Here is a 26,976-nt window from a genome sequence, read left to right as displayed (position 1 = left end):
TTTAAACATTAAATAAATCGTTAAACGATTCAACCATTGTTGGGTGTGTATAGATATTGTCGCGTAAAACGGTATAGTCAAGGTTTTGGTCGATTGCTAATTTTACAGTATTGATAATCTCTTCAGATTGTAGGCCGTATAATGTAGCTCCAAGTATTTTATTTGTTTTAGCATCTATCACTGCTTTAAACAGACCTCTAGGGTCATTATTGATTTTGTGTCTTGGTATGTTATTAACTGGTAGTTTACCTTCTTTAATCTCATAACCTTGTTCATTCGCTTCTTTAGCCGTTAAACCAACACGAGATAATGGTGGGTCTATAAATACAGTATATGGTATTGCGCCTCTATTTTCTGTAGTACGGTCGCCTGAACCAAATAATTTGTCTTTAACAATTCTAAAGTCATCTAAAGAAATATAAGTGAATTGCATACCACCTTTAACATCACCAATCGCGTAGATATGATTAACGTCAGTTTCCAATTGATTGTTGACTTTTATTTCGCCACGTTCACCAAGTTTAATATCAGTGCTTTCTAGATTTAAGTCTGTGTTTGGTTTTCTACCAACTGCAAGTAGTACTGCATCTGCTTCAAAATCACCGTTATTCGTTTTAACGACAGTGTGACCATCTTTATCTTCAAATGCTGAAGTTTGCGTACCTAACTCAAATTTCACACCTTTATCTTCTAAATCTTTAACCGCTTGTGAAACAATTTCTTCATCTTCTTTTGGCATCAATCCATCATGCGCTTCTAAGACAGTGACTTCTGTACCAAAGTTAGCAAACATAGATGCGAATTCTAAAGAAATGTAACCTCCACCTACAATAACTAGTCGTTTAGGTTGCTCACTTAAATTCATGATACCCGTAGAATCATATAAATATTTCGATTCATTAATGCCATTAATATCTGGTATAACAGGTGTTGCACCTGTATTTATCACGATGTCCTCTGCTGTAAGCGTATCTACTGCTTTACCTTCTTCATCTAATAAGTCCACTTCCGTATTTGATTTAAAGGCTGCTTTATAATCTAAGACAGTTATATTTTCATCATCTGCTAAGTTATGATAATTCTTTTTATTAAGTGCAGATACGACTTCTGCTTTACGATTAAATGCTTGATCGAACGAACCGTTTTCTAGTCCTTCGTGTACTAATGTTTTAGATGGAATACAGCCGATGTTTATACAAGTGCCTCCATACATTTTTTGAGATTGTTCAACCACCGCTACTTTCTTTCCTTGTGCTGATGCGATTTTTGCAAGTGTTTTACCACCTTTACCAAACCCTAAAATCAATAAGTCATACTTTTTCATTCTATCACTCCATTAAAATTTCATTTAGTATATTCCCGTTAGCAAAATTTTAATAAAACGTTGCTAAAACATCAATTTCTTTGATTGCATCCTGAAACGACAAGAGCCATTTCTACTGATATTTTTGTAGTCATTCTCTTTATTTCTATAAAAATGTTTAAAATACTACCACTTATATTACGCCCTACACACTTACCCTTTTGTGCCGTCATATAACCATTTCAAAAACAACTAAAACTTTCTATGGTTAATGAGATTTTTACTTAACAAATAAGAAAGACAGCTCTAACTAAAATAAACGCCAATTTCTATATCATCTTCATAGAAATTGGCGTGTTCATTACTTTTATGAAATTTTGTAACTCGTTCATCTGCTTGCTTATAATTAATGGCAATAAGATAACATCAAGTTACCCTCTTATTGTTTAAAGTTGTATCAAAAATTCAATTTTAGTGTACTAATCCGAGAATGCTCGAATATCTTTGAAGCGTAAACTTGGGTTTTCATATTAAATATTTATCGTTTGGAATTTACCCACTAAAATTATTAACAGGATAAAAATGATCATAAACTTTAAGTTCTAGCGTATCATCATCAACAATACCTATATGATCATTACTATCATATAAATCTAGAATATATCCCGCTAATTCTTCAGAAGTGTTGTATCTATCAAACACTTCATTATAATTTGTGCCTGAAGTATCTAATGAACGATCCATAAAACTTGTCTGCGTAGAGGAAGGTGCAATAACTTTAGCACGCATTTTAGCACCTTTGTCTCTCAATTGAACATCTAAACCTTCCGTGTAAGCAGCCACATAATACTTAGTCGCAGAATAAGTTAAAGCTGCTGTATAAATTTCATATCCACCTACAGATGAAACATTAATTACCTGTGTGTCTTCTACATCTTCATAGTCTTTAACAAATAAAGTAGTTAAGATGGTTAGTGCCTCTACATTTAAATGAATCATTTTTTGAATTTTATCTAAATCGACATCCTTAACATTGCCAAAATCACCAAAACCAGCATTATTTACAAGTGTTTGTAAATCATAATTTTTTACGTCTTCATATAACTTATAAACATTTTGCGAATCAGCTAAGTCAGCTGTTTTGATGATAACGTCTAGTTCCGGATTTTTTGTTGCTATTGATTCTTTTAACGCTTTTAATTTTTCTTCATTTCTTGCAACAATAATAAGGTTATTGCCTCTTTCAGCAAATTTTAGTGCTGTTTCATAGCCAATACCTGAACTCGCGCCTGTAATCATAGTATATTTTGCCATTTTCAAGCCTTCTTTCAATCGGCATTTATTTTGTATAATGAAGCCAAACAATATCGCCTTCAAGTTGTTCTAAATGTGCTATTTTAAATCCTTGAGGTTTTATCTCGGCAGAACTGTTACTATTATTAAATAATTGTGGACGGCCATAGTGATCGTCTACCGCTGGTACTAGGACTATGCTTACTTCATCAACAAATCCTTGTTCGAAAAAGGACCAGTTAATACCGCCACCACCAGCTACCACAACGGTTTCAAATCCAAAATAATGATGCAATTTATCTAAAACTACAGATAAATCTAAATTTCTATCTTTACCACCAAATATATAAGAAACGCCGATATTTCTTAAGTGTTCTAAATAAGCATCAGACACATTTTCTGAAATCACTTCAACGACATGCATTTCTGGTCTCTCGCGAAACGTCGTATGATTTGTGGTCCACGCTGCTTTTCCTGAAGGATCTAATGAAATTAAATAATGATCATATGGGGTATCAGCGATAAAGTCTTCATCTCTTGAATACTGTTTGGGATTGCTAGGAAGTTGTGGCATCGCTTCTGTCGCAAATGCTTCTTCTATTGTCTTACGTCCTAACAACATTGCGTTAGACCCAAAACTTTCATGTTTCTCTTCATATGCGTTACTTAACGCATCTCCTTCTACAACACTGCCATATGGGCCTGTGATATTTCCATTCATTGACATAGACATATGAACAATCACTTTAGGTTTAAACAATACAATTTCCCCTTACTTATAATTTTTCTTTATAAAATGGAATTAATCCAGATAACGCATCGTCTACAGCTTTAGGTTGGTCATATAAATCATAATGAGATGCGCCTTCAACTAGATGAAGTTTTTTATCTTTCGTTAATGCATTATCAAATAAATGATAAGCAAAGCGATATGAACCGAAAGCACCTGGTACGTTACCAGCCACAATATAAAGCGGTTGATCTAATAATTTATCTACTAAGTGATAGGCATCGAATCCTGCCACTTCAATATTGCTTAGTAAGCGATATCGGTTGATTGAATTTTCATGATAACCGCGATCTGTACGATAATAATCTACAGCTTGTTCGATATCGATATCATTGATACCTGCTTGTTGACGCTGTTCCTCACTATCAGGAATATATGGCGTATACGCCACATCATCACCTGTCGCTTCTGCTTCACGTTGATTTGCAAGATTGTGTAACATATCTAGCGCTGCATTAGGTGATAAATCGCCTTCTCTTGTTAATGTCCCAAAATCTGCACCTACAACAGAACCTACAGCTTTTATACGTTTATCAGTTAAACTAGCATTAACAGCATAACCGCCGCCGCCACAAATACCTAAGATGCCGATACGTTTATTATCTACAATATCTAACGTATTTAAGAAATCAATTGCATATTTCGCATCCTCAACACGGTAGTATGGGTTCTCTATATAGTCTGGTCCTTCATGTAATTCACCTTGGTGACCTGCATCAAATGCGAATGTGGCAAATCCTTCTTCAGTTAAACGCTTTGCGTAAATACTAGCTGTCTGCTCTTTAACACTACTAATAGGATGCATCACTACAATCGTTGGTAATGCTTTATCGTTTGTTTGTTCTGGCGTTCTTAAGATACCAGCTGTTTCTATATTTCTTGTTTTAAATTTAAGATTTTGTTCTTCCATTATAATTACAACTCCTTTATAATTTAAATCTCTATAGATACTTAATACTCATCGGTGTATAATTTAATAATAGCAAACAAATCCATATTTACAATTCATAGTATTGGAAATATGTGAAATAATACTCACTTTTAAAAATATGGGTTATAAGAAAGGACGATTAATGGATGGACTTACGTATTGTGAAAACAAGAAAAATAATTAATGAAAGTTTTCTTGAGTTATTTAATACCACTGGTTTTGATAATATAACCGTAAAAGATATTACTGATAACGCTCAAATAGGCCGCAAAACATTTTATTTACATTATTTGGATAAATTTGATTTGTTGGATTCAATTGTAGATAAAAAATTCAAGGAATTAGAAGACATCTGTGAATCAAAAAAAGAGCTAGGTTTAAAAGAAGGAACAAAAATTTGGTTTGGTTATTTTGAAGATAATAAATCTTTTTTTACTCAATTATTTAATATTCAAACTGCTAACCAGTATAAAAAACAGTTACAAAGCTTTATTGTGAATGAACTCAAATACAAAGTAGATACAACACATATTACTAATAATCAATCAGACTATGAATTATTTCTCCAATTCTTTGCGAGTGGCATTATTGAGTTAATCACTATATTTTTAACAGATGATCATTTCCAAAAAGAAGATATAGAATTTCAAGTTGTATATCTGATGGAAATGTTTACTAAAAAAGTTAATAACTAAACGACACTATTTACAAATAAATAGTGGAACAAACGCTAAATTTCAACAATACTATGTTATTAATTAAATAAATAGTGGTAGATATTAAAACAATATATTAACCTATTAGATAGAGCGTAATTCATACTTTATTTTCCGTTCTACTATTAATGATTATTTTATAAGTATGGTTATTCCGTTATTTCAGGTTATAATTGTAAAATTTTATAAACGTGGGCACTGCATTCCGTAAAATTATATGATTTAAAACCCAACTAGGAGGTCACAATGAAACGTATAGGTTTAGTTGATATAGGTTCTAATACGGTCCGTTTAGTAATATTTGAATTCGACCATAGAACTGGCTTAAATGACATACTTAACATCAAGACACCTGCTCGTTTAAGCCAATATTTAGATGCTGACATGAAAATGTCTCAAGATGGCATCGATGTATTAGAAGAAACATTACAAAGCTTTAAAAAAGTAGCTAGTCGATTCCAAGTAGATACGTTAAATCCCATTGCAACTGCAGCATTGAGACAGTCTACAAATAGGAAAGATATTATCAAGACGATTGAATCAAATCTTGATATTGTTATTCAAATTATTCCTGAAGAAGATGAAGCATATTATGGCTACTATGCAATTACGCATACTACAGAAATTCAAGACGGTATTTCGATTGATATTGGTGGTGGCTCAACCGAAGTGACTTTGTTTAAAGACAAAGAGTTAGTACATTCACATAGTTTCCCTTTTGGAGTCGTAACACTTCAACGCCAATTTTTTGATAACCGTGACCATAACGATAAAAAAGCATTAAAAGAAATAGAAGCATTTTTATTGAAACAATTTGAACAATTCGACTGGTTAAAAAAACAACAAGTCGCGCTTATCGGTATCGGAGGGTCGGCACGAAATATCGCCCGCATACATCAAGCACAACACACTTATCCAATTAGTGGTGTCCATAATTATACTATGGATGAAAAAGCACTCAACGAAGTTTTTAAATTACTAACACATAGTTCACGAAAAGAACTTAAAGATTTAGACGGTTTGAGTCGTGATAGAACAGACCTTATCACACCCGCTGTCGCACTCTTTAAAACGCTTTATTCTTATACCGATGCTACGCAGTTTACCTTTTCAAGAAAAGGACTACGCGAAGGCTACATCATGAATTTAATTAATAAAGAATTCGACGGTGAATTCAAGTCATCAAATGTGAGCGAGATTGCGCTCAAACATTTGGCACAAGAATACTATATCGAAGAGGAAAGTGCAGAGCATCGTGTCACACTTTGTAAACAATTGCTCGAGCAATTATGCGACGCTAAAGCTCTAAAAATATCAAAAGAAGACCGTTGGCTATTTTTAGAGGGTGCTTACCTTTATTACTTAGGTCGCTTCATCGATTCAGATTCTAGTTCACCACATACATTTTATATTATAGCTAACTCTAATATTGATGGTTTAACACATCATGAACGCGTCAAACTCGCACTAATTGCAAGCTTTAAGAATAAATCACTACTCAAATTTTATAGTCAGCAAACAAAATGGTTAGATGACGAAACAATCAACCATATACAAGAATTAGGTGGCATTGTTAAATTCATCAATGCACTCAATATTTCACATACGAGTAGAGTAAAATCCATAGAATTACAGTATATAGATAAAAAGAACTATCAATTGAATGTATATTGCAAAGATAAGCTTGTAGTCGAAGAATATGATTCTCAACGTCAGAAAAAACACATCGAAAAAATACTAAATGCTAATCTTACAATCGTCTTTACAAAAACTTAAAATTTATATGTTAAATTTGTATTATCGATATATAAAGATGATAAATGAGGTGCAATTAATCTTATGGATACAGAATTGGGAGAGAAAGATATAAATTCACAAATATATTATAATAACCGTGAATTGAGTTGGTTAGACTTTAATCTAAGAGTCTTAGAAGAAGCATCAGATCCAACAAACCCTTTATTAGAACAATTAAATTTTATATCGATTTTTAGTTCTAATTTAGATGAATTTTTCATGGTGAGGGTCGCTGGTCTTAAAGATCAGGTCAAATTGGGGTATGACAAACCAGAAAATAAAACACAAATGAAACCCCAAACACAACTACGTGAAATTAAAAAGAAAAACGAAAATTACGTAGATAAGCAATACCAAAGGTACAATGAATTAATCTCTGAACTAGCTAATTATGACGTTAAAATTGTGCGTCCTGATGCATTACCAAATGAATTACATGAACAACTAAAGCAAGAATTCACTGCTCATATTATGCCTGTCCTAACACCGTTAGCGATAGATGCGTACCATCCTTTTCCAAAACTGAGTAATAAAAACTTAAATATTTTCGTGGATATTAATACGTCTGACCATTTGCAATCGGCGATTATACCTATCCCATCACTCATACCAAGATTTACAGCATTTAATCTAGGCCAAACACAATACATAGTGATGATAGAAGATATTATTGAATATTTTGTTGAAGATTTATTCCAAGGTTACGAAGTGCGTAACACGTTTACATTCCGCATCACACGAAACGCCGACCTCACATTGGATGAAGACGGTGCAGAAGATTTATTGATAGAAATCGAACGCTTTTTAAAAGAACGTAAAAAAGGTGCGTCAGTAAGATTAGAGGTTGATGGCCGAAGCGTTACTTCAGAAGATGTTACTTGGGTTATGAAGCAAGTAGAAGTAGATAAGGAAGATGTCTACTTCGTAGAAGGGCCGTTGGATTTAACTTTCCTTTCTCAATTGGTTGGCCATCTATCTCACAAACTCAGTGAGTTAACATATGAATCATATACACCACAACCACCACGATCATTAGGTGATAACGACGTATATGAATTATCTGCAAAACAAGATATTTTCTTCCACCATCCTTATGAATCTTTTGATGGCATCGTTGATTTTATTAGAGAAGCTGCTCAAGATGAAAATACAATCACAATAAAGCAAACGCTCTATCGTGTCAGTAAAGACTCACCGATTATCACGAGTCTTAAAGAAGCTGCCGAAAATGGTAAACAAGTCACAGTGCTCGTTGAACTTAAGGCTCGTTTCGATGAAAAAAACAACGTTCATTGGGCTCGTATGTTAGAAGATGCAGGCTGTCACGTTATTTATGGTATGACACATCTAAAAACACATAGTAAGATTGCCCTTGTTGTCAAAAAAGACAAAAATCGTTTATCTTCTTTTGTTCACCTTGGAACAGGTAACTATAATGATAAAACTGCTAAGCTCTATACTGATATGGGAATCATTACGACCAATAAAGAGATTGTAGATGATGCCATCAATTTCTTTAATTATTTAAGTGGCTATACGCGAAAACCGGATTATAATAAATTAATCGTAGCACCCTATGATATTAGAGACGTTTTCATTAACCATATTGATAGAGAAATCAAACTCCATAAGGAATATGGCAACGGTAATATTATGATGAAAATGAATAGTTTAACTGATAAAGATATTATTAAAAAATTATTCGAAGCTTCACAAGCTGGCGTCAAAGTAGACCTTATCATCAGAGGTATCTGTTGCTTAAAACCAGGCATTCCTGGGATTAGTGAAAATATAAGAGTAGTCAGTGTGGTAGGTCGTTTCCTTGAACATTCACGTGTTTACTATTTCCATAACAATGGCGACTCTCAAATTTACTTATCTTCTGCAGATGCCATGACACGTAATATGATTAAGCGTGTAGAAATTCTATTCCCTGTCGAAGATAAACGCATCGCATTACGTCTTATTGATTACTTGAAAGTACAACTATCCGACAACCAAAAAGCGCGTTATCAAGACGAAAATGGAATCTACCATTATGTGCAAAATGACCTTAAGCCATTCAATTCTCAAACCTATCTCATGCAAATTGCTTTGAGCTTTGGCGAACGATTGAAACGACAAATTAGCAGACCTTCAGGCAGGCCAGCACCTAAAAAGAACATGTGGTTCAAAAAATTAAAAGACAGATTTCGTAAATAAATCCATTGAATTTACGTTATCTAATCGATGTCGTAAATATTCAAAATCATAAAAGACAAGTAAAATAGTGCACCTATTTTACTTGTCTTTTATACGTTGGAAGACCAATCATTTTCATTATAGGAGTAATAAAAAACAACTAATGATGTTAATCATTAGTTGTTAAAAATACATACTGTGTAAATGGCAATGATTCATCCATTCCTAATCTTAATCGTAGGGCAAATAAACTTTTGATTATTCGCTACCGACACTTCATCAGTCATTAATTGTTTATTCTGCTTTTCTAATTTCCTCGGCAATATTTTTATAGTCTATATCCGTATTCGTGAATTTTTCATCATTAACAGCAAAATGTTGCTCGAACGTCTCAAAATTTTGAATTTCTACTGTGACATTATCCACTTCAAAATCTAATACATGTCCACCGAAATTGCGTTCATCATTAGCAAAATGGACATGGAAGCCTGAAGAACCAATGCCGTGGAACAATTCTGGTGTAAAGATGCCTACAACTGAACCTTCAACATTTTCTTCCGTTTGTTCAGGTTGTTTGACTGCCGCATTAATCAAACGTTCATATGGTGGTTCTTGTCCCGGCATCATACGTACATGCATATTTTTAAATGTACCCGTTATTTTTACCGCAGAAAATAAATTTTTACTCAACATCTTTTCTTCAACTTCTTTAAACACTTCTTCAGACGATTTATTAGACGTATTGAACGACGTATCAGCTGTAAATTTCGCTACTGTTGCATAGGGTGATAATTCTTCCCCTTTTAGCTCTCTAAATTCTTTATGTTCATTGGCATGGTAAGCTTTACCATCAACAATAATTACTTCACCATCAGATCCTGTTAAGGTAGCAATGCCTAAGTCTCCATTTTTAAGCAATTCACTTATAGAAACAGTACCTTCTAATAGTCCTGCCATCAATGTACCTAATGTGCCGTGTTGATATAATACGTTAGTCATAATCATTTCCACTCCTAGTTTAATATTTTTTGTTGTCTCAATATTAATTTAATACATCTGGTAACATCGTTGATGAAAGTTCTTCGTTATCTTCATAATTAACTGGAATATCGATTAATACAGGTCCTTCCGTTTCATAACCTTCTTTAATTGCCGCTTCTAATTCTTGTTGATTAGTAACACGTAATCCTTTGGCACCGAATGATTCAGCATATTTAACATAGTCTACTGCGCCGAAATCAACACCTGCTGAACGTTGGTATTTCATTTTTTCTTGGAATTCAACCATATTGTATTTACCATCATTCCAAATTAATTGGATGATATTTAAATTTTTACGCACAGCCGTTTCTAATTCTTGACCTGAAAATAGAAAACCACCATCGCCAGATACGGAAACAATTTGTGTGTTTGGACGTACTAATGCTGCTGAAATGGCCCACGGTAACGCTACACCTAACGTTTGCATACCATTACTGAAAAGCAGATGTCTCGGGTTATAACTTCTAAATTTGCGAGCTAACCAAATATAATGACTACCTACATCTACCGATACCGTCGTATCATCCGTTAAAACTTTTTGCATAGAATCAATGATTTCGAGTGGATGTAAAATCCCATCTTTATGTGTAGGTTTGATCGCAGTCTTCTCAAGCGTAGTGGCTCTTAATTTCTCTAGTTCATCTAAATCACTTGAATTTATGAATGGCGCATTAACTTTGTCAGAAATGATGTCAATTGTTCCAGCAATGTTACCAATTAATTCTTTTACCGGTTGCATATGATTACTAATTTCTGCTTGGACTTCATCAATATTGATAATTTTAGTATCTAGTTCTTTATTCCAATTACTCGCTTCATATTCAATTGGATCATAACCAATAGTTAACACTAGATCACTTTTTCTTAATAATTCGTCGCCCACTTGGTTACGGAAAAGACCTACACGACCGAAAAAGTGATTTTCTAGTTCGCGGCTAATCACTCCAGCACCTTGGAAAGTTTCTACTACAGGTAAATTCGTTTTTTCAACCAATTTTCGAATAGCCTGCGTTTCATTATGACTCGAGCTTCTCATACCCGTTAAAAGTACCGGGAATTTTGCATTTTCGATGGCTTCTATCACTTCGTTTATATCATTTTCACTTGGCACACCTAAGTTAGGTTTTTGACTAAGTGAAATTGCGCGTGACTCCACCTCTGAAGATATAACATCTTGGGGAACGCTAATAAAGCTTGCCCCATTCTTACCTACAGTCGCCGTTCTGATTGCATTTGTCATGACTTCAGACAATGATTCTGGGTCTTGAACCTCTTCACTATATTTTGTTGAAGATTTTAATAATGATGCATTGTCTACACTTTGATGCGTTAAACGTAGTAAATCTTGACGTTTAACTTGCCCACCTATTGCCAGTACAGGGTCTCCTTCTGACGTTGCAGTTAATAAACCCGTTGTTAAATTACTCACCCCTGGGCCACTCGTAACTATAGCAACGCCAGGTTGTCCTGTTAAACGACCAATACCTTGAGCCATCATTGCTGCATTTTGTTCATGACGCGCTACGATTAACTCCGGACCACCATCTTTAAGCGAATTAAATAAGTAATCGATTTTAGCACCCGGAATACCAAAAATATATTCTACGCCGTTATTTTTTAATGTATCAATTACCAAATCTGATGCAGTATAATTTTTGTCAGCCATTTTATTATTCATTTCCTTTCCACATTGTATTTCTTAATAACAATGAAACCACTTAAGCCTTTTTATAAATGTGCTTCTGTTTTTTTACTCGTAAGTTGTTATTCATATTTTCCCCTTTATATATAATTAGCAAACATTTACCAAATGAATTTATAGTTTTAGCAATTTATAACATATTATTTAAAATATTTTGTAATGAATAATAATATAATTGTCTAAGGCATTAATTGTGAAGTAACTAACACTTACGTTTATTAAAAAAGAAGAACTAGGTCGTAAATGACTAGCCCTTCTTTCTTACTTTTAAAATGCATTCTTAAATCAACAAGGTGCGATTATCTACATTTGACCATTAAATTTCTTTCACAACAACCAATGGTTTCATTACTCATTTTCATAACTAGTGCTACTGTTTGCTCTTACCAAAATTTATATTCCAATCGCCTTTCTTAAACCCTTTAATTGAATATCTCGAATCGTCGCTGCAACTTCCCTCACGTCAATACTCTCTTTATTAGCTGACCAATATTGGAATGTTTTAATTAAAATGACATATAAATATTCTTTCACTAAGTCCTCACGTACTTTAGAAACATGGTGGAGTTCCCCTAAATTGACAAACCTTTTAGCTATTTCATTTTTTATTTTCATTTCAAAACTCGTGTCCCCATTATGACCGAGTAAAACACGTATTGCTTCCGAGTACGACTCTAAACTTTCAAACAATTGTTGAAACACTTCGACAGTAAACATATCTTCTTCCGTAAATTGTTGATTAATCTTCTGGCGTGCTTCATGTAATTGATTTAAAATTTCTTCTTCTATTTCTGATAGTAGACTATATTTATCTTCATAATATCTATAAAAAGTACTTCTTGTGATTTCTGCTTCTTCCACAATTTGGTTTACCGTAATTAAGTCAAATTTATGTATATCTAATAACGTTATTAAACTATTTTTAATGTGCTTCTGAGTTAAAGCAGTCTTTCTTTGATACCCCATGTCATCACTCCTATTTTCTAAATATAACACAAAATAATACAATTTGTTCGATTTCATACATAGTATCATATTTTGTTCTTTTATAATTTCATACAGGGTGCTATATTTCCTAAGTATTAATTATTAAGAACTTTAGGAGGCTTGTTTATGTCTACTCAAACAAGTAAAAATATGAACTTAGACATTCATGGACAACAATATAAACCCAAAATTATTATGAGTATTATTCTTCTAGCAACATTTGCTGGCGCACTCATGCAAACGTCATTAGGAACGGCACTGCCTACTTTGATGAATGACTTTGATATAGATTTTAGTACAGCGCAACAAGCAACGACTTGGTTTTTACTTGCCAATGGTATTATGGTGCCATTATCTGCCTTTCTAGCAACAAGAATTTCTACTAAGTGGTTACATGTCTGTGCATACGGCATGCTATTAATCGGTTTAATACTGACTGCTATCGCACCATCACATCATGATGCATGGATTATTTTCTTATCAGGTCGCATCGTAACAGCAATAGCAGTAGGACTGATGATGCCTTTAATGCAAATTATTATTATCAATATGTTTCCTATCAATAAAAGAGGAACAGCTATGGGATTGAGTGGTTTAGCTGTAGGTTTAGCACCGGCTATGGGTCCTACATTTGCAGGATGGATCTTAGATAAAGACCATGTTTTATTAGGTATTACGATTTCTGATTCATGGAGAAATATTTTTGTATTACCAATTATTATTGTAGCTATCGCATTTGTATTGAGTTTCTTTTTTATGAAGGACGTTATACCAAATCGTAAATTAAAATTAGATATTTATTCACTGATACTATCTTGTATTGGCTTCGGTCTCTTTTTATGGGGATTCTCCAATGTTTCAAGTGAAGGTTGGGACAGCGTAAACTACGTTATCCTCCCTATCATTATTAGTGTTATAGTTTTAACACTATTCGTAATAAGACAGCTCAAATCCAAAGATCCTTTCCTAGATTTACGTGTCTTCAAATCTAAAGGATTCACTATCGCAACTATTGGGTTGATTGTGGTCACTATGGCCATGTACGGTGTGGAAATGATGTTACCAACCTATTTACAAAATATTCATGGCTTTTCACCTTTTGAATCAGGTTTAACATTACTCGCTGGTGCTTTAATGCTCGGTTTTATCTCACCAATATCAGGTACGTTATATAACAAAGTGGGCATTAAACGTTTAGCTTTTGTAGGCTTTTCAATTTTAACTTTATCATCCATACCATTTGGATTTTTAAGTGATAATACATCACCTACATTAATACTTGTACTTTACGCAATTCGTATGTTCGGTATCGCCATCTTGATGATGCCTTTAACTACAAACGCAATGGATGCCTTAACTGTTGAAAAAGGAACACATGGCACAGCGGTCAATAATACAGCTAGACAAGTCGCTTCATCTATAGCCGTTGCACTATTAACTTCCGTTACACAAAATATCATTAATAACAATATGCCGGCTTCTGGCCTTAAAGATAGCAACCCTTTAAAATATGCTGAACAAGCACAACAAGCGTCAATTGACGGCTTTAATACAGCATTTATGATAGGTATCTTCTTTGCGTTAGTCGGTGTGCTCATCGTGCCATTCTTGAAAATGAATTCAACAGAAAGTGAGGACAAATAATATGATAATAACAATTATTTTAACGTTATGTGTATTTGTTAGTTGGTTATTAATTCCTCATAAAGTCACACGTTATATATTAGGTTCTATTTTCACATTCGCCTTATTACTGATGATTGTGGGTATCACAGCTAATATGACACATCATTGGGGTATGGAGAAAAAAGTAATCACTTCTGACAAAAAAGAAATATATAGTGCTGGTTCTAAAGACAGCCCAGCCAATATGTTAATTGCTAACGAGATTGGCAAAAAGACAAACAATTATATTATGGTTTATAAGAATCATTCAGACGACCAAAAAGCCCAGACACATTTCAAACCTAACATGGATAAAGATCAATTATCAGAATCAGTTAAACACCAAGCGACGTATAAAGTGAAAGATACTAAAAAAGCGACAAAACAAACTCGCAAAGAAGTTTGGGTTTGGAAATCAGATATTTACAAATCATTATTTAGCTTCGGGCATAACAACCAAGAACTAATAAAAAAAGTGACAGTTGTAACAGTACCTAAAGATACTTGGGTCGTTTTAGATGCTAAACAGGCAAAGCAATTACAAAATTCACAACAAAAGCAAAATAATGCAGGAACTCAACAAGAACAGAAAAAAGTAATGCAACAATTAGCGAGTAACTATAAAAAGCAAAATCCAGAAGCGTCACAACAACAAGTAAAAGATTATTTAAACCACCAAAAACAAATCCAAGCAACCAAACAAATCAAACAAGAAATAGGGAAATAAATTCGTAATAACGTTCAATACAGCATAAAAATTTTGCTTTATGTACGATTATAAAAACAATCATATGATTATTAAAATCAACAAATAACCAATATATAATACAAAAAGCTACATGGTATCCAAATAGATATCATGTAGCTTTTATTTACTTATAAATTATTACCCTGCTAAGTGAAACAATTATTTTATTGTTTTTTTCTTCTTCTACCTAATAAGAAGATTCCTACAATAGCTGCTAGAATACCACCAATTAATGTAGTATTGCTCGACTTATCTCCACCAGTTTCTGGCAATGAATGCTTATTGTTTTCCTTCTTATCTTTTGTAGCAACATCATCTTGAGTGCTGTTATCTGTTGAACCTATACCAGAAGTATCTTGAACGTTAAGTTCCGGTGCGACCGTTTCGCTTGATGTACTTGGTTCTGCTGGGTTGCTCGGTGCATTTGGCTCCCCTGGATTACTTGGTACATTTGGCTCCCCTGGATTGCTTGGCGTACTTGGTTCTCCTGGATTACTTGGTGTACTTGGCTCTCCTGGATTACTTGGCGTACTTGGTTCTCCTGGATTACTTGGTGTACTTGGCTCTCCTGGATTACTTGGTGTACTTGGCTCTCCTGGATTGCTTGGTGTACTTGGCTCTCCTGGATTGCTTGGTGTACTTGGTTCACCAGAATCTTTTGGAGTCACTGTAATTATGAACGTTGTCTCCGTTTGATTACCATTCGCATCTGTTGTTATCACTGTAATTGGGTATGTGCCCACTTCACTTGGTGTACCACTTATTGTGTTCGTTTCTGGATCAAACGTTACGCCTTTTGGTAAACCTTTTACTTCATTTGTGACTGGTTTACCACTATTATCTTCACCTTTGATTATGATTGGGTCAATCGGTGTATTTACTTCTTTGGTTTGATCACCTATCGGTTCTACTGTAGGTGCTGTCTTGTCTACCACTGTAATCGTGAACGTTGTTTCTGTGTGATTACCTTGCTCATCTGTTGTTATCACTGTGATTGGGTATGTGCCCACTTCACTTGGTGTGCCACTGATTGTGTTTGTTGATGGATCAAATGTTACGCCTTTCGGTAAACCTTTTACTTCATTTGTGACTGGTTTACCACTGTTGTCTTGACCTTTAATTTTAATTGTATCAATCGGTGTATTTACTTCTTTTGTTTGACTCGGAATAGCTTCCACCGTTGGTGCTGTCTTATCTACTACTGTAATCGTGAACGTTGTTTCTGTATGGTTACCTTGCTCATCTGTTGTTGTCACTGTGATTGGGTATTCTCCAACTTCACTTGGACTACCACTGATTGTGTTCGTTGCTGGATCAAATGTCACGCCTTTTGGTAAGCCACTCACTTCATTCGTTACGGGTTTACCACTATTGTCTTGACCTTTAATTGTAATCGTATCAATTGGTGTGTTCACTTCTTTCGTTTGATTGCCAATCGCTTCGACCGTCGGCGCCGTCTTATCTATCACTGTAATTGTGAATGTTGTTTCTGTGTGGTTACCTTGCTCATCTGTTGTCGTTACCGTAACTGGGTATTCTCCAACTTCACTTGGGCTGCCACTGATTGTGTTTGTTGTTGGATCAAATGTCACGCCTTTTGGTAAACCGCTCACTTCATTTTTGACTGGTTTGCCACTATTATCTTTACCTTTGATTGTAATTGAATCAATTGGTGTGTTCACTTCTTTGGTTTGATTACCTATTGCTTCCACCGTTGGTGCCGTGTTATCTGTCACTGTAATCGTGAACGTTGTTTCTGTGTGGTTACCTTGCTCATCTGTTGTCGTAACTGTGATTGGATATTCTCCGACTTCACTTGGACTACCACTGATTGTGTTCGTTGATGGATCAAACGTTACGCCGTCCGGTAGACCTTTCACTTCATTTTTGACTGGTTTACCACTATTATCTTCACCTTTGATTGTAATTGAATCAATTGGTGTATTAACTTCTTCCGTTTGACTATCAATCACTTCCACAGTTGGTGCTGTTTCATCTTTCACCGTAATCGTGAATGTCGTTTTCGTTGTATTACCACTTGGATCTGTCGATGTTACAGTTACTGTCGAATTTCCAACATTAGTAGGTGTACCACTAATTGTGTTCGTTTCTGGATCAAACGTGACACCCTCTGGTAAACCTTCTACTTTGTTTGTGACAGGCTTACCACTATTGTCTTCACCTTTGATTGTAATCGTATCAATTGGTGTATTGACTTCTTTTGTTTGACTCGGAATAGCTTCCACCGTTGGTGCTGTCTTGTCTACTACTGTAATCGTGAATGTTGTTTTTGTTGTATTGCCGCTTGAATCTTTCGTTGTTACCGTAACTTCAGATGTTCCTACTTCGCTTGGTGTTCCGCTAATTGTGTTTGTTGTTGGATCAAATGTCACGCCTTTTGGTAAACCGCTCACTTCATTCGTTACGGGTTTGCCACTGTTATCTTCACCTTTAATTGTAATCGTATCAATTGGTGTGTTTACTTCTTTGGTTTGATTACCTATTGCTTCCACCGTTGGTGCCGTTTCGTCTTTTACTGTAATCGTGAACGTTGTTTCTGTGTGGTTACCTTGCTCATCTGTTGTAATCACCGTTACTTTATTTGTTCCAACTTCACTTGGCGTGCCACTAATTGTGTTCGTTGACGGATCAAATGTTACACCGTCCGGTAAGCCTTTCACTTCATTCGTTACGGGTTTACCACTATTATCTTGACCTTTAATTGTAATCGTATCAATCGGTGTATTAACTTCTTTCGTTTGATTGCCAATCGCTTCCACTGTCGGTGCTGTGTTATCTGTCACTGTGATTGTGAATGTTGTTTTTGTTGTATTACCACTTGGATCTTTTGTCGTAACTGTCACTTGAGATGTTCCAACTTCACTTGGACTACCACTAATTGTGTTTGTTGATGGATCAAATGTCACACCTTTTGGTAAACCACTCACTTCATTTGTCACAGCTTTACCGCTATTATCTTGACCTTTAATTGTAATTGTATCAATTGGCGTATTTACTTCTTTGGTTTGACTCGGAATAGCTTCTACTGTCGGTGCTGTGTTATCTGTCACTGTGATTGTGAACGTTGTTTTAGTAGCATTACCGCTTGGATCTGTCGATGTTACAGTTACTGTCGAAGTCCCAACATTAGTAGGTGTCCCGCTAATTGTATTCGTTGTTGAATCAAATGTTACACCCTCTGGTAAGCCATCTACCACATTCGTAACTTTACCTTTACTATTATCTGAAGTTGAAATAGTAATAGGTGTAATCGCTGTATTCACTTCTTTGGTTTGATTACCTATTGCTTCCACCGTTGGTGCCGTTTCGTCTTTTACTGTAATCGTGAACGTTGTTTCTGTGTGGTTACCTTGCTCATCTGTTGTAATCACCGTTACTTTATTTGTTCCAACTTCACTTGGACTACCACTAATTGTGTTCGTTGACGGATCAAATGTTACACCGTCCGGTAAGCCTTTCACTTCATTCGTTACGGGTTTACCACTATTGTCTTCACCTTTAATTGTAATCGTATCAATTGGTGTATTGACTTCTTTCGTTTGATTGTCAATCGCTTCCACCGTCGGTGCCGTTTCATCCTTCACTGTAATCTTGAATGTCGTTTTCGTTGTATTACCACTTGGATCTGTCGATGTTACAGTTACTGTCGAAGTTCCAACATTAGTAGGTGTACCACTAATTGTGTTCGTTTCTGGATCAAACGTGACACCCTCTGGTAAGCCTTCTACTTTGTTTGTCACTGCTTTACCGCTATTATCTTTACCTTTAATTGTAATTGTATCAATTGGCGTATTTACTTCTTTGGTTTGACTCGGAATAGCTTCTACTGTCGGTGCTGTATTATCTGTCACTGTGATTGTGAATGTTGTTTTTGTAACATTACCGCTTGGATCTGTCGATGTTACAGTTACTGTCGAATTCCCAACATTAGTAGGTGTACCACTAATTGTGTTCGTTTCTGAATCAAACGTGACACCCTCTGGTAAACCTTCTACTTTGTTTGTGACAGGCTTACCGCTATTGTCTTCAACTTTGATTGTAATTGAATCAATTGGTGTATTAACTTCTTTCGTTTGGTCACCTATTGCCTCAACCGTTGGTGCCGTGTTATCTGTCACTGTAATCGTGAATGTCGTTTTCGTTGTATTACCACTTGGATCTGTCGATGTTACAGTTACTGTCGAATTTCCAACTTCGCTTGGTGTTCCGCTAATTGTATTCGTTGTTGGATCAAACGTCACACCTTTTGGTAAGCCACTCACTTCATTCGTTACTGGTTTGCCACTGTTGTCTTGACCTTTAATTGTAATCGAATCAATCGGTGTATTAACTTCTTTCGTTTGGTCACCAATCGCTTCCACCGTCGGTGCTGTTTCATCTTTCACCGTAATCGTGAATGTCGTTTTCGTTGTATTGCCGCTTGAATCTTTCGTCGTTACCGTAACTTCAGATGTTCCAACTTCGCTTGGTGTTCCGCTAATTGTATTTGTTGATGGATCAAATGTTACACCTTTTGGTAAACCGCTCACTTCATTCGTTACTGGTTTGCCGCTATTATCTTCAGCTTTTATTGTGATTGGGTCAATTGGTGTGTTCACTTCTTTTGTTTGTTCACCAATCGATTCAACTGTTGGTGCTGTCTTGTCTACCACTGTAATCGTGAACGTCGTTTCTGTGTGATTACCTTCCGCGTCCGTTGTCGTCACTGTGATAGGATATTTACCAACTTCACTTGGTGTGCCACTAATTGTGTTCGTTGTTGGGTCAAACGTTACACCCTCTGGTAAACCTTCTACTTTGTTTGTGACAGGCTTGCCACTATTATCTTCAGCTTTTATTGTGATTGAATCAATTGGTGTATTAACTTCTTTCGTTTGGTCATCTATTGCTTCCACCGTTGGTGCCGTTTCATCCTTCACTGTAATCGTGAACGTTGTTTCCGTGTGGTTACCTTCTGCGTCTGTTGTAGTAACCGTAACTGGATACTCTCCAACTTCACTTGGGCTGCCACTAATCGTGTTTGTTGATGGATCAAATGTCACACCTTTTGGTAAGCCACTCACTTCATTCGTTACGGGTTTGCCACTGTTGTCTTCAGCTTTTATTGTAATCGTATCAATTGGTGTATTAACTTCTTTTGTTTGATCATCTATCGCTTCCACCATCGGTGCTGTTTCATCTTTCACCGTAATCGTGAATGTTGTTTTTGTTATATTGCCGCTTGAATCTTTCGTTGTTACCGTAACTTCAGATGTTCCAACTTCGCTTGGTGTTCCGCTAATTGTGTTTGTTTCTGGATCAAATGTCACGCCTTTAGGTAAACCGCTCACTTCATTCGTTACGGTTTTGCCGCTATTGTCTTCAGCTTTTATTGTGATTGAGTCAATCGGTGTATTAACTTCTTTCGTTTGACTATCAATCGCTTCCACCGTCGGTGCTGTTTCATCTTTCACTATAATCGTGAACGTTGTTTCTGTGTGGTTACCATTCGCATCTGTTGTAATCACCGTTACTTTATTTGTTCCAACTTCGCTTGGTGTGCCACTAATTGTGTTTGTTTCTGGATCAAATGTCACACCTTTTGGTAAGCCGCTCACTTCATTCTTAACTGGTTTGCCACTATTGTCTTCAGCTTTTATTGTAATCGTATCAATCGGTGTATTAACTTCTTTCGTTTGGTCACCTATTGCCTCAACCGTTGGTGCCGTGTTATCTGTCACCGTAATCGTGAATGTCGTTTTCGTTGTATTACCACTTGGATCTGTCGATGTTACAGTTACTGTCGAAGTTCCAACATTAGTAGGTGTACCACTAATTGTGTTCGTTGTTGGGTCAAACGTGACACCGTCCGGTAAACCGTTCACTTCATTTTTGACTGATTTACCACTATTATCTTGACCTTTAATTGTAATCGTATCAATCGGTGTATTAACTTCTTTCGTTTGGTCATCAATCGCTTCAACTGTTGGTGCTGTCTTGTCTACCACGGTAATCGTGAACGTCGTTTCTGTGTGATTACCTACCGCATCTGTTGTTGTCACTGTGATTGGATATTCTCCCACTTCACTTGGACTACCACTAATTGTATTCGTTTCTGGATCAAACGTTACACCGTCAGGTAGACCTTTCACTTCATTTTCAACTGGTTTACCACTATTGTCTTGACCTTTAATTGTAATCGTATCAATTGGTGTGTTCACTTCTTTGGTTTGACTCGGAATAGCTTCTACTGTCGGTGCTGTGTTATCTGTCACTGTGATTGTGAACGTTGTTTTTGTTGTATTGCCGCTTGAATCTTTCGTTGTTACCGTAACTTCAGATGTTCCAACTTCGCTTGGTGTTCCGCTAATTGTGTTTGTTGATGGATCAAATGTCACGCCTTTAGGTAAACCGCTCACTTCATTCGTTACGGGTTTACCGCTATTGTCTTTACCTTTGATTGTAATTGAATCAATTGGTGTGTTCACTTCTTTGGTTTGATTACCTATTGCTTCCACCGTTGGTGCCGTTTCGTCTTTTACTGTAATCGTGAACGTTGTTTCTGTGTGGTTACCTTGCTCATCTGTTGTAATCACCGTTACTTTATTTGTTCCTACTTCGCTTGGTGTACCACTGATTGTATTCGTTGCTGGATCAAACGTTACGCCGTCCGGTAAACCTTTCACTTCATTTTTGACTGGTTTACCACTATTATCTTCACCTTTGATTGTAATCGTATCAATTGGTGTATTAACTTCTTTCGTTTGACTATCAATCGCTTCCACTGTCGGTGCTGTGTTATCTGTCACTGTGATTGTGAATGTTGTTTTCGTTGTATTACCACTTGGATCTTTTGTCGTAACTGTCACTTGAGATGTTCCGATTTCACTTGGGCTACCGCTAATTGTGTTTGTTAATGGATCAAATGTTACGCCTTTTGGTAAGCCACTTACTTCATTTGTCACAGCTTTACCACTATTATCCTTACCGTTAATCGTGATTGTATTAATCGGTGTGTTCACTTCTTTGGTTTGACTCGGAATAGCTTCTACTGTCGGTGCAGTGTTATCTGTCACTGTGATTGTGAACGTTGTTTTTGTAGCATTACCACTTGGATCTGTCGATGTTACAGTTACTGTCGAATTTCCAACATTAGTAGGTGTACCGCTAATTGTATTCGTTGTTGAATCAAATGTTACACCGTCAGGTAGACCTTTCACTTCATTTTTAACTGGTTTACCACTATTGTCTTGACCTTTAATTGTAATCGTATCAATTGGTGTGTTCACTTCTTTGGTTTGACTCGGAATAGCTTCTACTGTCGGTGCTGTGTTATCTGTCACTGTGATTGTGAACGTTGTTTTTGTTGTATTGCCGCTTGAATCTTTCGTTGTTACCGTAACTTCAGATCTTCCAACTTCGCTTGGTGTTCCGCTAATTGTGTTTGTTGATGGATCAAATGTCACACCTTTTGGTAAGCCACTTACTTCATTTGTCACAGCTTTACCACTGTTGTCTTCACCTTTAATTGTAATCGTATCAATCGGTGTATTAACTTCTTTCGTTTGACTATCAATCGCTTCCACCGTCGGTGCTGTGTTATCTGTCACCGTAATCGTGAATGTTGTTTCTGTGTGATTACCATTCGCATCCGTTGTAATCACCGTTACTTTATTTGTTCCTACTTCGCTTGGTGTACCACTGATTGTGTTTGTTGATGGATCAAATGTTACACCTTTTGGTAAACCGCTCACTTCATTCGTTACGGGTTTGCCACTATTATCTTCACCTTTAATTGTAATCGTATCAATTGGTGTATTAACTTCTTTCGTTTGACTATCAATCGCTTCCACCGTCGGTGCTGTGTTATCTGTCACTGTAATTGTGAATGTCGTTTTCGTTGTATTGCCACTTGGATCTTTTGTCGTAACTGTCACTTGAGATGTTCCGATTTCACTCGGACTACCACTAATTGTATTCGTTGTTGGATCAAATGTTACGCCTTTAGGTAAGCCACTCACTTCATTTGTCACAGCTTTACCACTATTATCCTTACCGTTAATCGTGATTGTATTAATCGGTGTGTTCACTTCTTTGGTTTGACTCGGAATAGCTTCTACTGTCGGTGCTGTGTTATCTGTCACTGTGATTGTGAATGTTGTTTTTGTTGTATTACCACTTGGATCTTTTGTCGTAACTGTCACTTGAGATGTTCCAACTTCACTTGGACTACCACTAATTGTGTTTGTTGATGGATCAAATGTCACACCTTTTGGTAAACCACTCACTTCATTTGTCACAGCTTTACCGCTATTATCTTGACCTTTAATTGTAATTGTATCAATTGGCGTATTTACTTCTTTGGTTTGACTCGGAATAGCTTCTACTGTCGGTGCAGTGTTATCTGTCACTGTGATTGTGAACGTTGTTTTTGTAGCATTACCGCTTGGATCTGTCGATGTTACAGTGACTGTCGAAGTCCCAACATTAGTAGGTGTACCGCTAATTGTATTCGTTGATGAATCAAATGTTACACCCTCTGGTAAGCCATCTACCACATTCGTAACTTTACCTTTACTATTATCTGAAGTTGAAATAGTAATAGGTGTAATCGCTGTATTCACTTCTTTGGTTTGATTACCAATACTAGTTACTACTGGTGCGATTGTGTCTTTAACCGTAATCGTAAATATTGTTTTCGTCGTATTGCCACTTGGGTCTTTTGTCGTTACTGTAACTGTCGAAGTTCCAACATTAGTAGGTGTACCGCTAATTGTGTTTGTTGATGGGTCAAATGTTACGCCTTTTGGTAAGCCACTCACTTCATTCGTTACGGGTTTGCCACTATTATCTTGACCTTTGATTGTAATTGTATCAATTGGTGTGTTTACTTCTTTGGTTTGACTGCCAATCGCTTCCACCGTCGGTGCAGTTTTATCTTGCACTGTGATTGTGAATGTTGTTTTCGTTGTATTGCCACTTGGATCTTTTGTCGTTACTGTAACTGGATACTCTCCAAGTTCACTTGGTGTACCGCTAATTGTGTTTGTTGATGGATCAAATGTTACACCTTTTGGTAAACCACTCACTTCATTCGTTACGGGTTTACCGCTATTGTCTTTACCTTTGATTGTAATTGCATCAATTGGTGTGTTCACTTCTTTTGTTTGATTCGGAATAGTTTCAACTGTTGGCGCCGTGCTATCTGTCACTGTGATTGTGAATGTTGTTTTTGTTGTATTACCACTTGGATCTTTTGTTGTAACTGTCACTTGAGATGTTCCGATTTCACTCGGACTACCACTGATTGTATTCGTTGCTGAATCAAACGTTACGCCTTTTGGTAAACCACTCACTTCATTTGTCACAGCTTTACCACTATTATCTTTACCTTTGATTGTAATTGAATCAATTGGCGTATTCACTTCTTTTGTTTGACTCGGAATAGCTTCTACTGTCGGTGCAGTGTTATCTGTCACTGTGATTGTGAACGTTGTTTTTGTAGCATTACCACTTGGATCTGTCGATGTTACAGTTACTGTCGAATTCCCAACATTAGTAGGTGTACCGCTAATTGTATTCGTTGATGAATCAAATGTTACCCCGTCTGGTAAACCATCTACCACATTCGTAACTTTACCTTTACTATTATCTGAAGTTGAAATAGTAATAGGTGTAATCGCTGTATTCACTTCTTTTGTTTGATTCCCAATACTAGTCACTACAGGTGCGATTGTGTCTTTAACCGTGATCGTAAATGTTGTTGTTGCGGAATTCCCAGTTGCATCCGTTGATTTAACAGTTACAGTATAGTTACCAACTGTACTTGGCGTACCACTAATTGTGTTCGTCGTAGCATCAAACGTCACACCTTTTGGCAGACCACTTACGCTGTTAGTAACAGTACCCCCACTATTATCTGAAGTGGAAATGGTAACAGGTGTAATCGCTGTATTCACTTCTTTTGTTTGATTGTCAATACTACTTATTGATGGCGCAGAAATATCTTTAAAAACATAAGTGACTGTTTGGTTTTTAGTACTTACTGTTGCAGAATTACTAGCGCTATCAAAAGCACTTGGTACAGTCGAAGAAGATGACACTAATTGGTAACCATTCTTTTGCGCCTTAGCTATTGCATCACTAAAATTAATTTTTTCATTAATAGCTCCTGATTTTTCTTCGTCTGACATACCTGGTATAGTATTTCCTTTTTCATCAACATACTTTACGTTAACAATACCTTTGGCAGTGTATGTAAATTGCGAAATTTGGAATTGTTGTAAATTGGTTGCCAATCCAGTAGAAGAAGACATGGAAAGCGCATAATTTGTATTAGGTTGGATTAATGAAGACAAGTTTTTTGTAAAGGTATACGTTGTTCCACTTGCCACATAACTCACAGTCATTGTTTTAGTGTCTCCATTGTAATCAATAGTTACATCATTAAATGTATTATTAGTGGGTCCAGGCAAAAACTTTACACTATCAGCATCTGTTGTCGCTTTACCATTTTGGTCAGTAGTCACAAAGGCACCCATTACTTTTGAACTATTTGATGCAAAACTAGATGGATCTGGGTTAAAAGTCGTTGTCTTGTCACTGTTATACCAAGTATCAAATTTGAAGCCAAAGGCATTTTTCAAACCACCAATACCAAGCGCGCCTCCATTATCACCAATATCATTCACATTATTAGGTTGAAAAACAAATCCAATTCCGTCTCCACCTAGTTTTGTACCGTTTTTATCACCTAAATTAATCTTACCTGTTAAAGTGAAACTTTGTGACATGTCTATTTTGCTACCTAAGGACATATTACCTTTTTGTGTTCTTGCATTTTGCGTTAAAGTTACGATGCCTGTAGAGGAATTATATGAGGCATTACCACCTACATTAAAATAATTACCAAAATTGTTTTTGTCCACTGTTTGTACTGTTGTTGTGCTAGCAGCAGACACAAGTTTATTATTTACAGCTAATTTTTTTACAGATCGTGTTGTTACTGGTTGTTTTATTTGTGTATCAGTAGTTGACGGTGACTTTGAGTTGTCATTATTTGATTGATTAGACACATCGCTTTTACTTACTTCATTTTGACTGTTCGTATTAAGCTTATTTGTTGATGATAAGCTTGATACATCATCATTTTGGCTATTATCAGCACTGGCGATATTAGCTATTTTATGATTATCTGCTTCACTACTTGTTTCAGACAACTTATTACTTTCTTTAGGTTGTTTTATAGTGTCTTCTTTACTATTTGCATTTAAAGTGCTTTCTTTTTCATTAGTAGTTAATTTATCTTCACTTTGTACTTCTGTAGTTTTATTTTCAGCATTATTTTGTTTGTTTTCATCTGTATCTTTTACGTTATCTTTAGCATTACTTTGAGTGCTTTTAACTGTATCTTTTACATTATCTTCAGTTTTATTTTGATTATTTTCCTCTGTGTCTTTCACATTATTTTCAGTATTATTTTTATTTGTGTCATTTACGTTATTTTCTTCAGTCTTTTCTTCTTTTTTTGAACTTTCAGTTACAGGTTTTTCTACTGTTTTCGTTGCATTGGCGTTTTCAGCTACTTGCTCATCTTCAACATTCTGTTTTTCCGGGATACTTTCACTATTTTTTAATTGGTTGGCATCTTGATTTAAGTTAGTTTTATTTGCTGACTGTTGAGGTTTGTTTTCCGAGGCATTATCTGATGCTTGAGTAGTTGGATTTTCAGTATTGACTTGCTCATTTTCACTATTTTTGTTTGTACTATCTGTATCAACATTGTTATTGACATCTGATTTATGACCTATATTGGTTTGTAC

The 26,976-nt window shown here is 35.8% G+C and carries 13 protein-coding genes; 5 read left to right on the top strand and 8 right to left on the bottom strand.

All coding sequences use genetic code 11. From position 1 onward, the window contains the following. Position 1 precedes the first annotated feature (1 nt). The 4 genes from merA to ISP08_RS00745 form a co-directional block, all read right to left on the bottom strand. The gene (merA, locus tag ISP08_RS00760; protein WP_195718980.1) at positions 2–1,324 is read right to left on the bottom strand and encodes a hypothiocyanous acid reductase MerA; all 1,323 of its coding nucleotides are present in this window, start codon (positions 1,322–1,324) and stop codon (positions 2–4) included. A gap of 531 nt (positions 1,325–1,855) precedes the next feature. Beyond that, a complete protein-coding gene (locus ISP08_RS00755) occupies positions 1,856–2,617 on the bottom strand; it encodes an SDR family NAD(P)-dependent oxidoreductase (protein WP_195718979.1) in 762 nt (253 codons plus the stop codon). 25 nt (positions 2,618–2,642) lie between these two features. Next, positions 2,643–3,356, bottom strand: a complete 714-nt coding sequence (locus ISP08_RS00750; RefSeq protein ID WP_195718978.1) for a dihydrofolate reductase family protein — start codon at positions 3,354–3,356, stop codon at positions 2,643–2,645. A 16-nt stretch (positions 3,357–3,372) separates the two neighbouring features. Then, positions 3,373–4,296, bottom strand: a complete 924-nt coding sequence (locus tag ISP08_RS00745) for an alpha/beta hydrolase (protein WP_195718977.1) — start codon at positions 4,294–4,296, stop codon at positions 3,373–3,375. Positions 4,297–4,463: 167 nt separating this feature from the next. Between ISP08_RS00745 and ISP08_RS00740 the strand changes: the two genes are divergently transcribed. The 3 genes from ISP08_RS00740 (at position 4,464) to ISP08_RS00730 (ending at position 9,032) form a co-directional block, all read left to right on the top strand. Next, complete coding sequence (locus ISP08_RS00740; protein ID WP_195718976.1) at positions 4,464–5,012, top strand: TetR/AcrR family transcriptional regulator; 549 nt, start codon at positions 4,464–4,466, stop codon at positions 5,010–5,012. A 267-nt stretch (positions 5,013–5,279) separates the two neighbouring features. Further along, complete coding sequence (gene ppx, locus ISP08_RS00735; RefSeq protein ID WP_195718975.1) at positions 5,280–6,809, top strand: exopolyphosphatase; 1,530 nt, start codon at positions 5,280–5,282, stop codon at positions 6,807–6,809. Between the two features lie 63 nt (positions 6,810–6,872). Then, positions 6,873–9,032, top strand: a complete 2,160-nt coding sequence (locus ISP08_RS00730; protein ID WP_195718974.1) for an RNA degradosome polyphosphate kinase — start codon at positions 6,873–6,875, stop codon at positions 9,030–9,032. Between the two features lie 273 nt (positions 9,033–9,305). Here ISP08_RS00730 and budA read toward each other — a convergent pair whose 3' ends face one another. The 3 genes from budA to ISP08_RS00715 form a co-directional block, all read right to left on the bottom strand. Then, complete coding sequence (gene budA, locus ISP08_RS00725) at positions 9,306–10,010, bottom strand: acetolactate decarboxylase (protein ID WP_048793970.1); 705 nt, start codon at positions 10,008–10,010, stop codon at positions 9,306–9,308. Positions 10,011–10,053: 43 nt separating this feature from the next. Continuing rightward, positions 10,054–11,718, bottom strand: a complete 1,665-nt coding sequence (alsS, locus tag ISP08_RS00720; RefSeq protein ID WP_195719366.1) for an acetolactate synthase AlsS — start codon at positions 11,716–11,718, stop codon at positions 10,054–10,056. A gap of 429 nt (positions 11,719–12,147) precedes the next feature. Next, the gene (locus ISP08_RS00715) at positions 12,148–12,720 is read right to left on the bottom strand and encodes a TetR/AcrR family transcriptional regulator (RefSeq protein WP_195718973.1); all 573 of its coding nucleotides are present in this window, start codon (positions 12,718–12,720) and stop codon (positions 12,148–12,150) included. 147 nt (positions 12,721–12,867) lie between these two features. On the opposite strand from ISP08_RS00715, the gene ISP08_RS00710 reads away from it, so the two are divergent. Further along, complete coding sequence (locus tag ISP08_RS00710) at positions 12,868–14,385, top strand: MDR family MFS transporter (protein WP_195718972.1); 1,518 nt, start codon at positions 12,868–12,870, stop codon at positions 14,383–14,385. A 1-nt stretch (position 14,386) separates the two neighbouring features. Next, on the top strand, positions 14,387–15,133 hold the full coding sequence (locus ISP08_RS00705) for a DUF4811 domain-containing protein (RefSeq protein WP_195718971.1): 747 nt from the start codon (positions 14,387–14,389) through the stop codon (positions 15,131–15,133). A gap of 185 nt (positions 15,134–15,318) precedes the next feature. Here the strand turns inward: ISP08_RS00705 and ISP08_RS00700 are convergent, their stop codons facing one another. Further along, entirely contained in the window at positions 15,319–26,616 is an 11,298-nt protein-coding gene (locus ISP08_RS00700; RefSeq protein ID WP_195718970.1) for a putative Ig domain-containing protein, read from the bottom strand. Between the last annotated feature and the right edge of the window lie 360 nt (positions 26,617–26,976).

Source organism: Staphylococcus lloydii (assembly GCF_015775975.1).
Taxonomy (GTDB): Bacteria; Bacillota; Bacilli; order Staphylococcales; family Staphylococcaceae; genus Staphylococcus; species Staphylococcus lloydii.
Note: the sequence above shows the minus strand (reverse complement) of the source record. Positions and strands in the feature narration are given on the sequence as shown.

Excerpts from the sequence above, each read along its gene's own strand:
- merA (WP_195718980.1), bottom strand. The coding sequence starts at position 1,324 with ATGAAAAAGTATGACTTATTGATTTTAGGGTTTGGTAAAGGTGGTAAA.
- ISP08_RS00755 (WP_195718979.1), bottom strand. The coding sequence starts at position 2,617 with ATGGCAAAATATACTATGATTACAGGCGCGAGTTCAGGTATTGGCTAT.
- ISP08_RS00745 (WP_195718977.1), bottom strand. The coding sequence starts at position 4,296 with ATGGAAGAACAAAATCTTAAATTTAAAACAAGAAATATAGAAACAGCT.
- ISP08_RS00740 (WP_195718976.1), top strand. The coding sequence starts at position 4,464 with ATGGACTTACGTATTGTGAAAACAAGAAAAATAATTAATGAAAGTTTT.
- ppx (WP_195718975.1), top strand. The coding sequence starts at position 5,280 with ATGAAACGTATAGGTTTAGTTGATATAGGTTCTAATACGGTCCGTTTA.
- ISP08_RS00730 (WP_195718974.1), top strand. The coding sequence starts at position 6,873 with ATGGATACAGAATTGGGAGAGAAAGATATAAATTCACAAATATATTAT.
- budA (WP_048793970.1), bottom strand. The coding sequence starts at position 10,010 with ATGACTAACGTATTATATCAACACGGCACATTAGGTACATTGATGGCA.
- alsS (WP_195719366.1), bottom strand. The coding sequence starts at position 11,718 with ATGGCTGACAAAAATTATACTGCATCAGATTTGGTAATTGATACATTA.
- ISP08_RS00715 (WP_195718973.1), bottom strand. The coding sequence starts at position 12,720 with ATGGGGTATCAAAGAAAGACTGCTTTAACTCAGAAGCACATTAAAAAT.
- ISP08_RS00710 (WP_195718972.1), top strand. The coding sequence starts at position 12,868 with ATGTCTACTCAAACAAGTAAAAATATGAACTTAGACATTCATGGACAA.
- ISP08_RS00705 (WP_195718971.1), top strand. The coding sequence starts at position 14,387 with ATGATAATAACAATTATTTTAACGTTATGTGTATTTGTTAGTTGGTTA.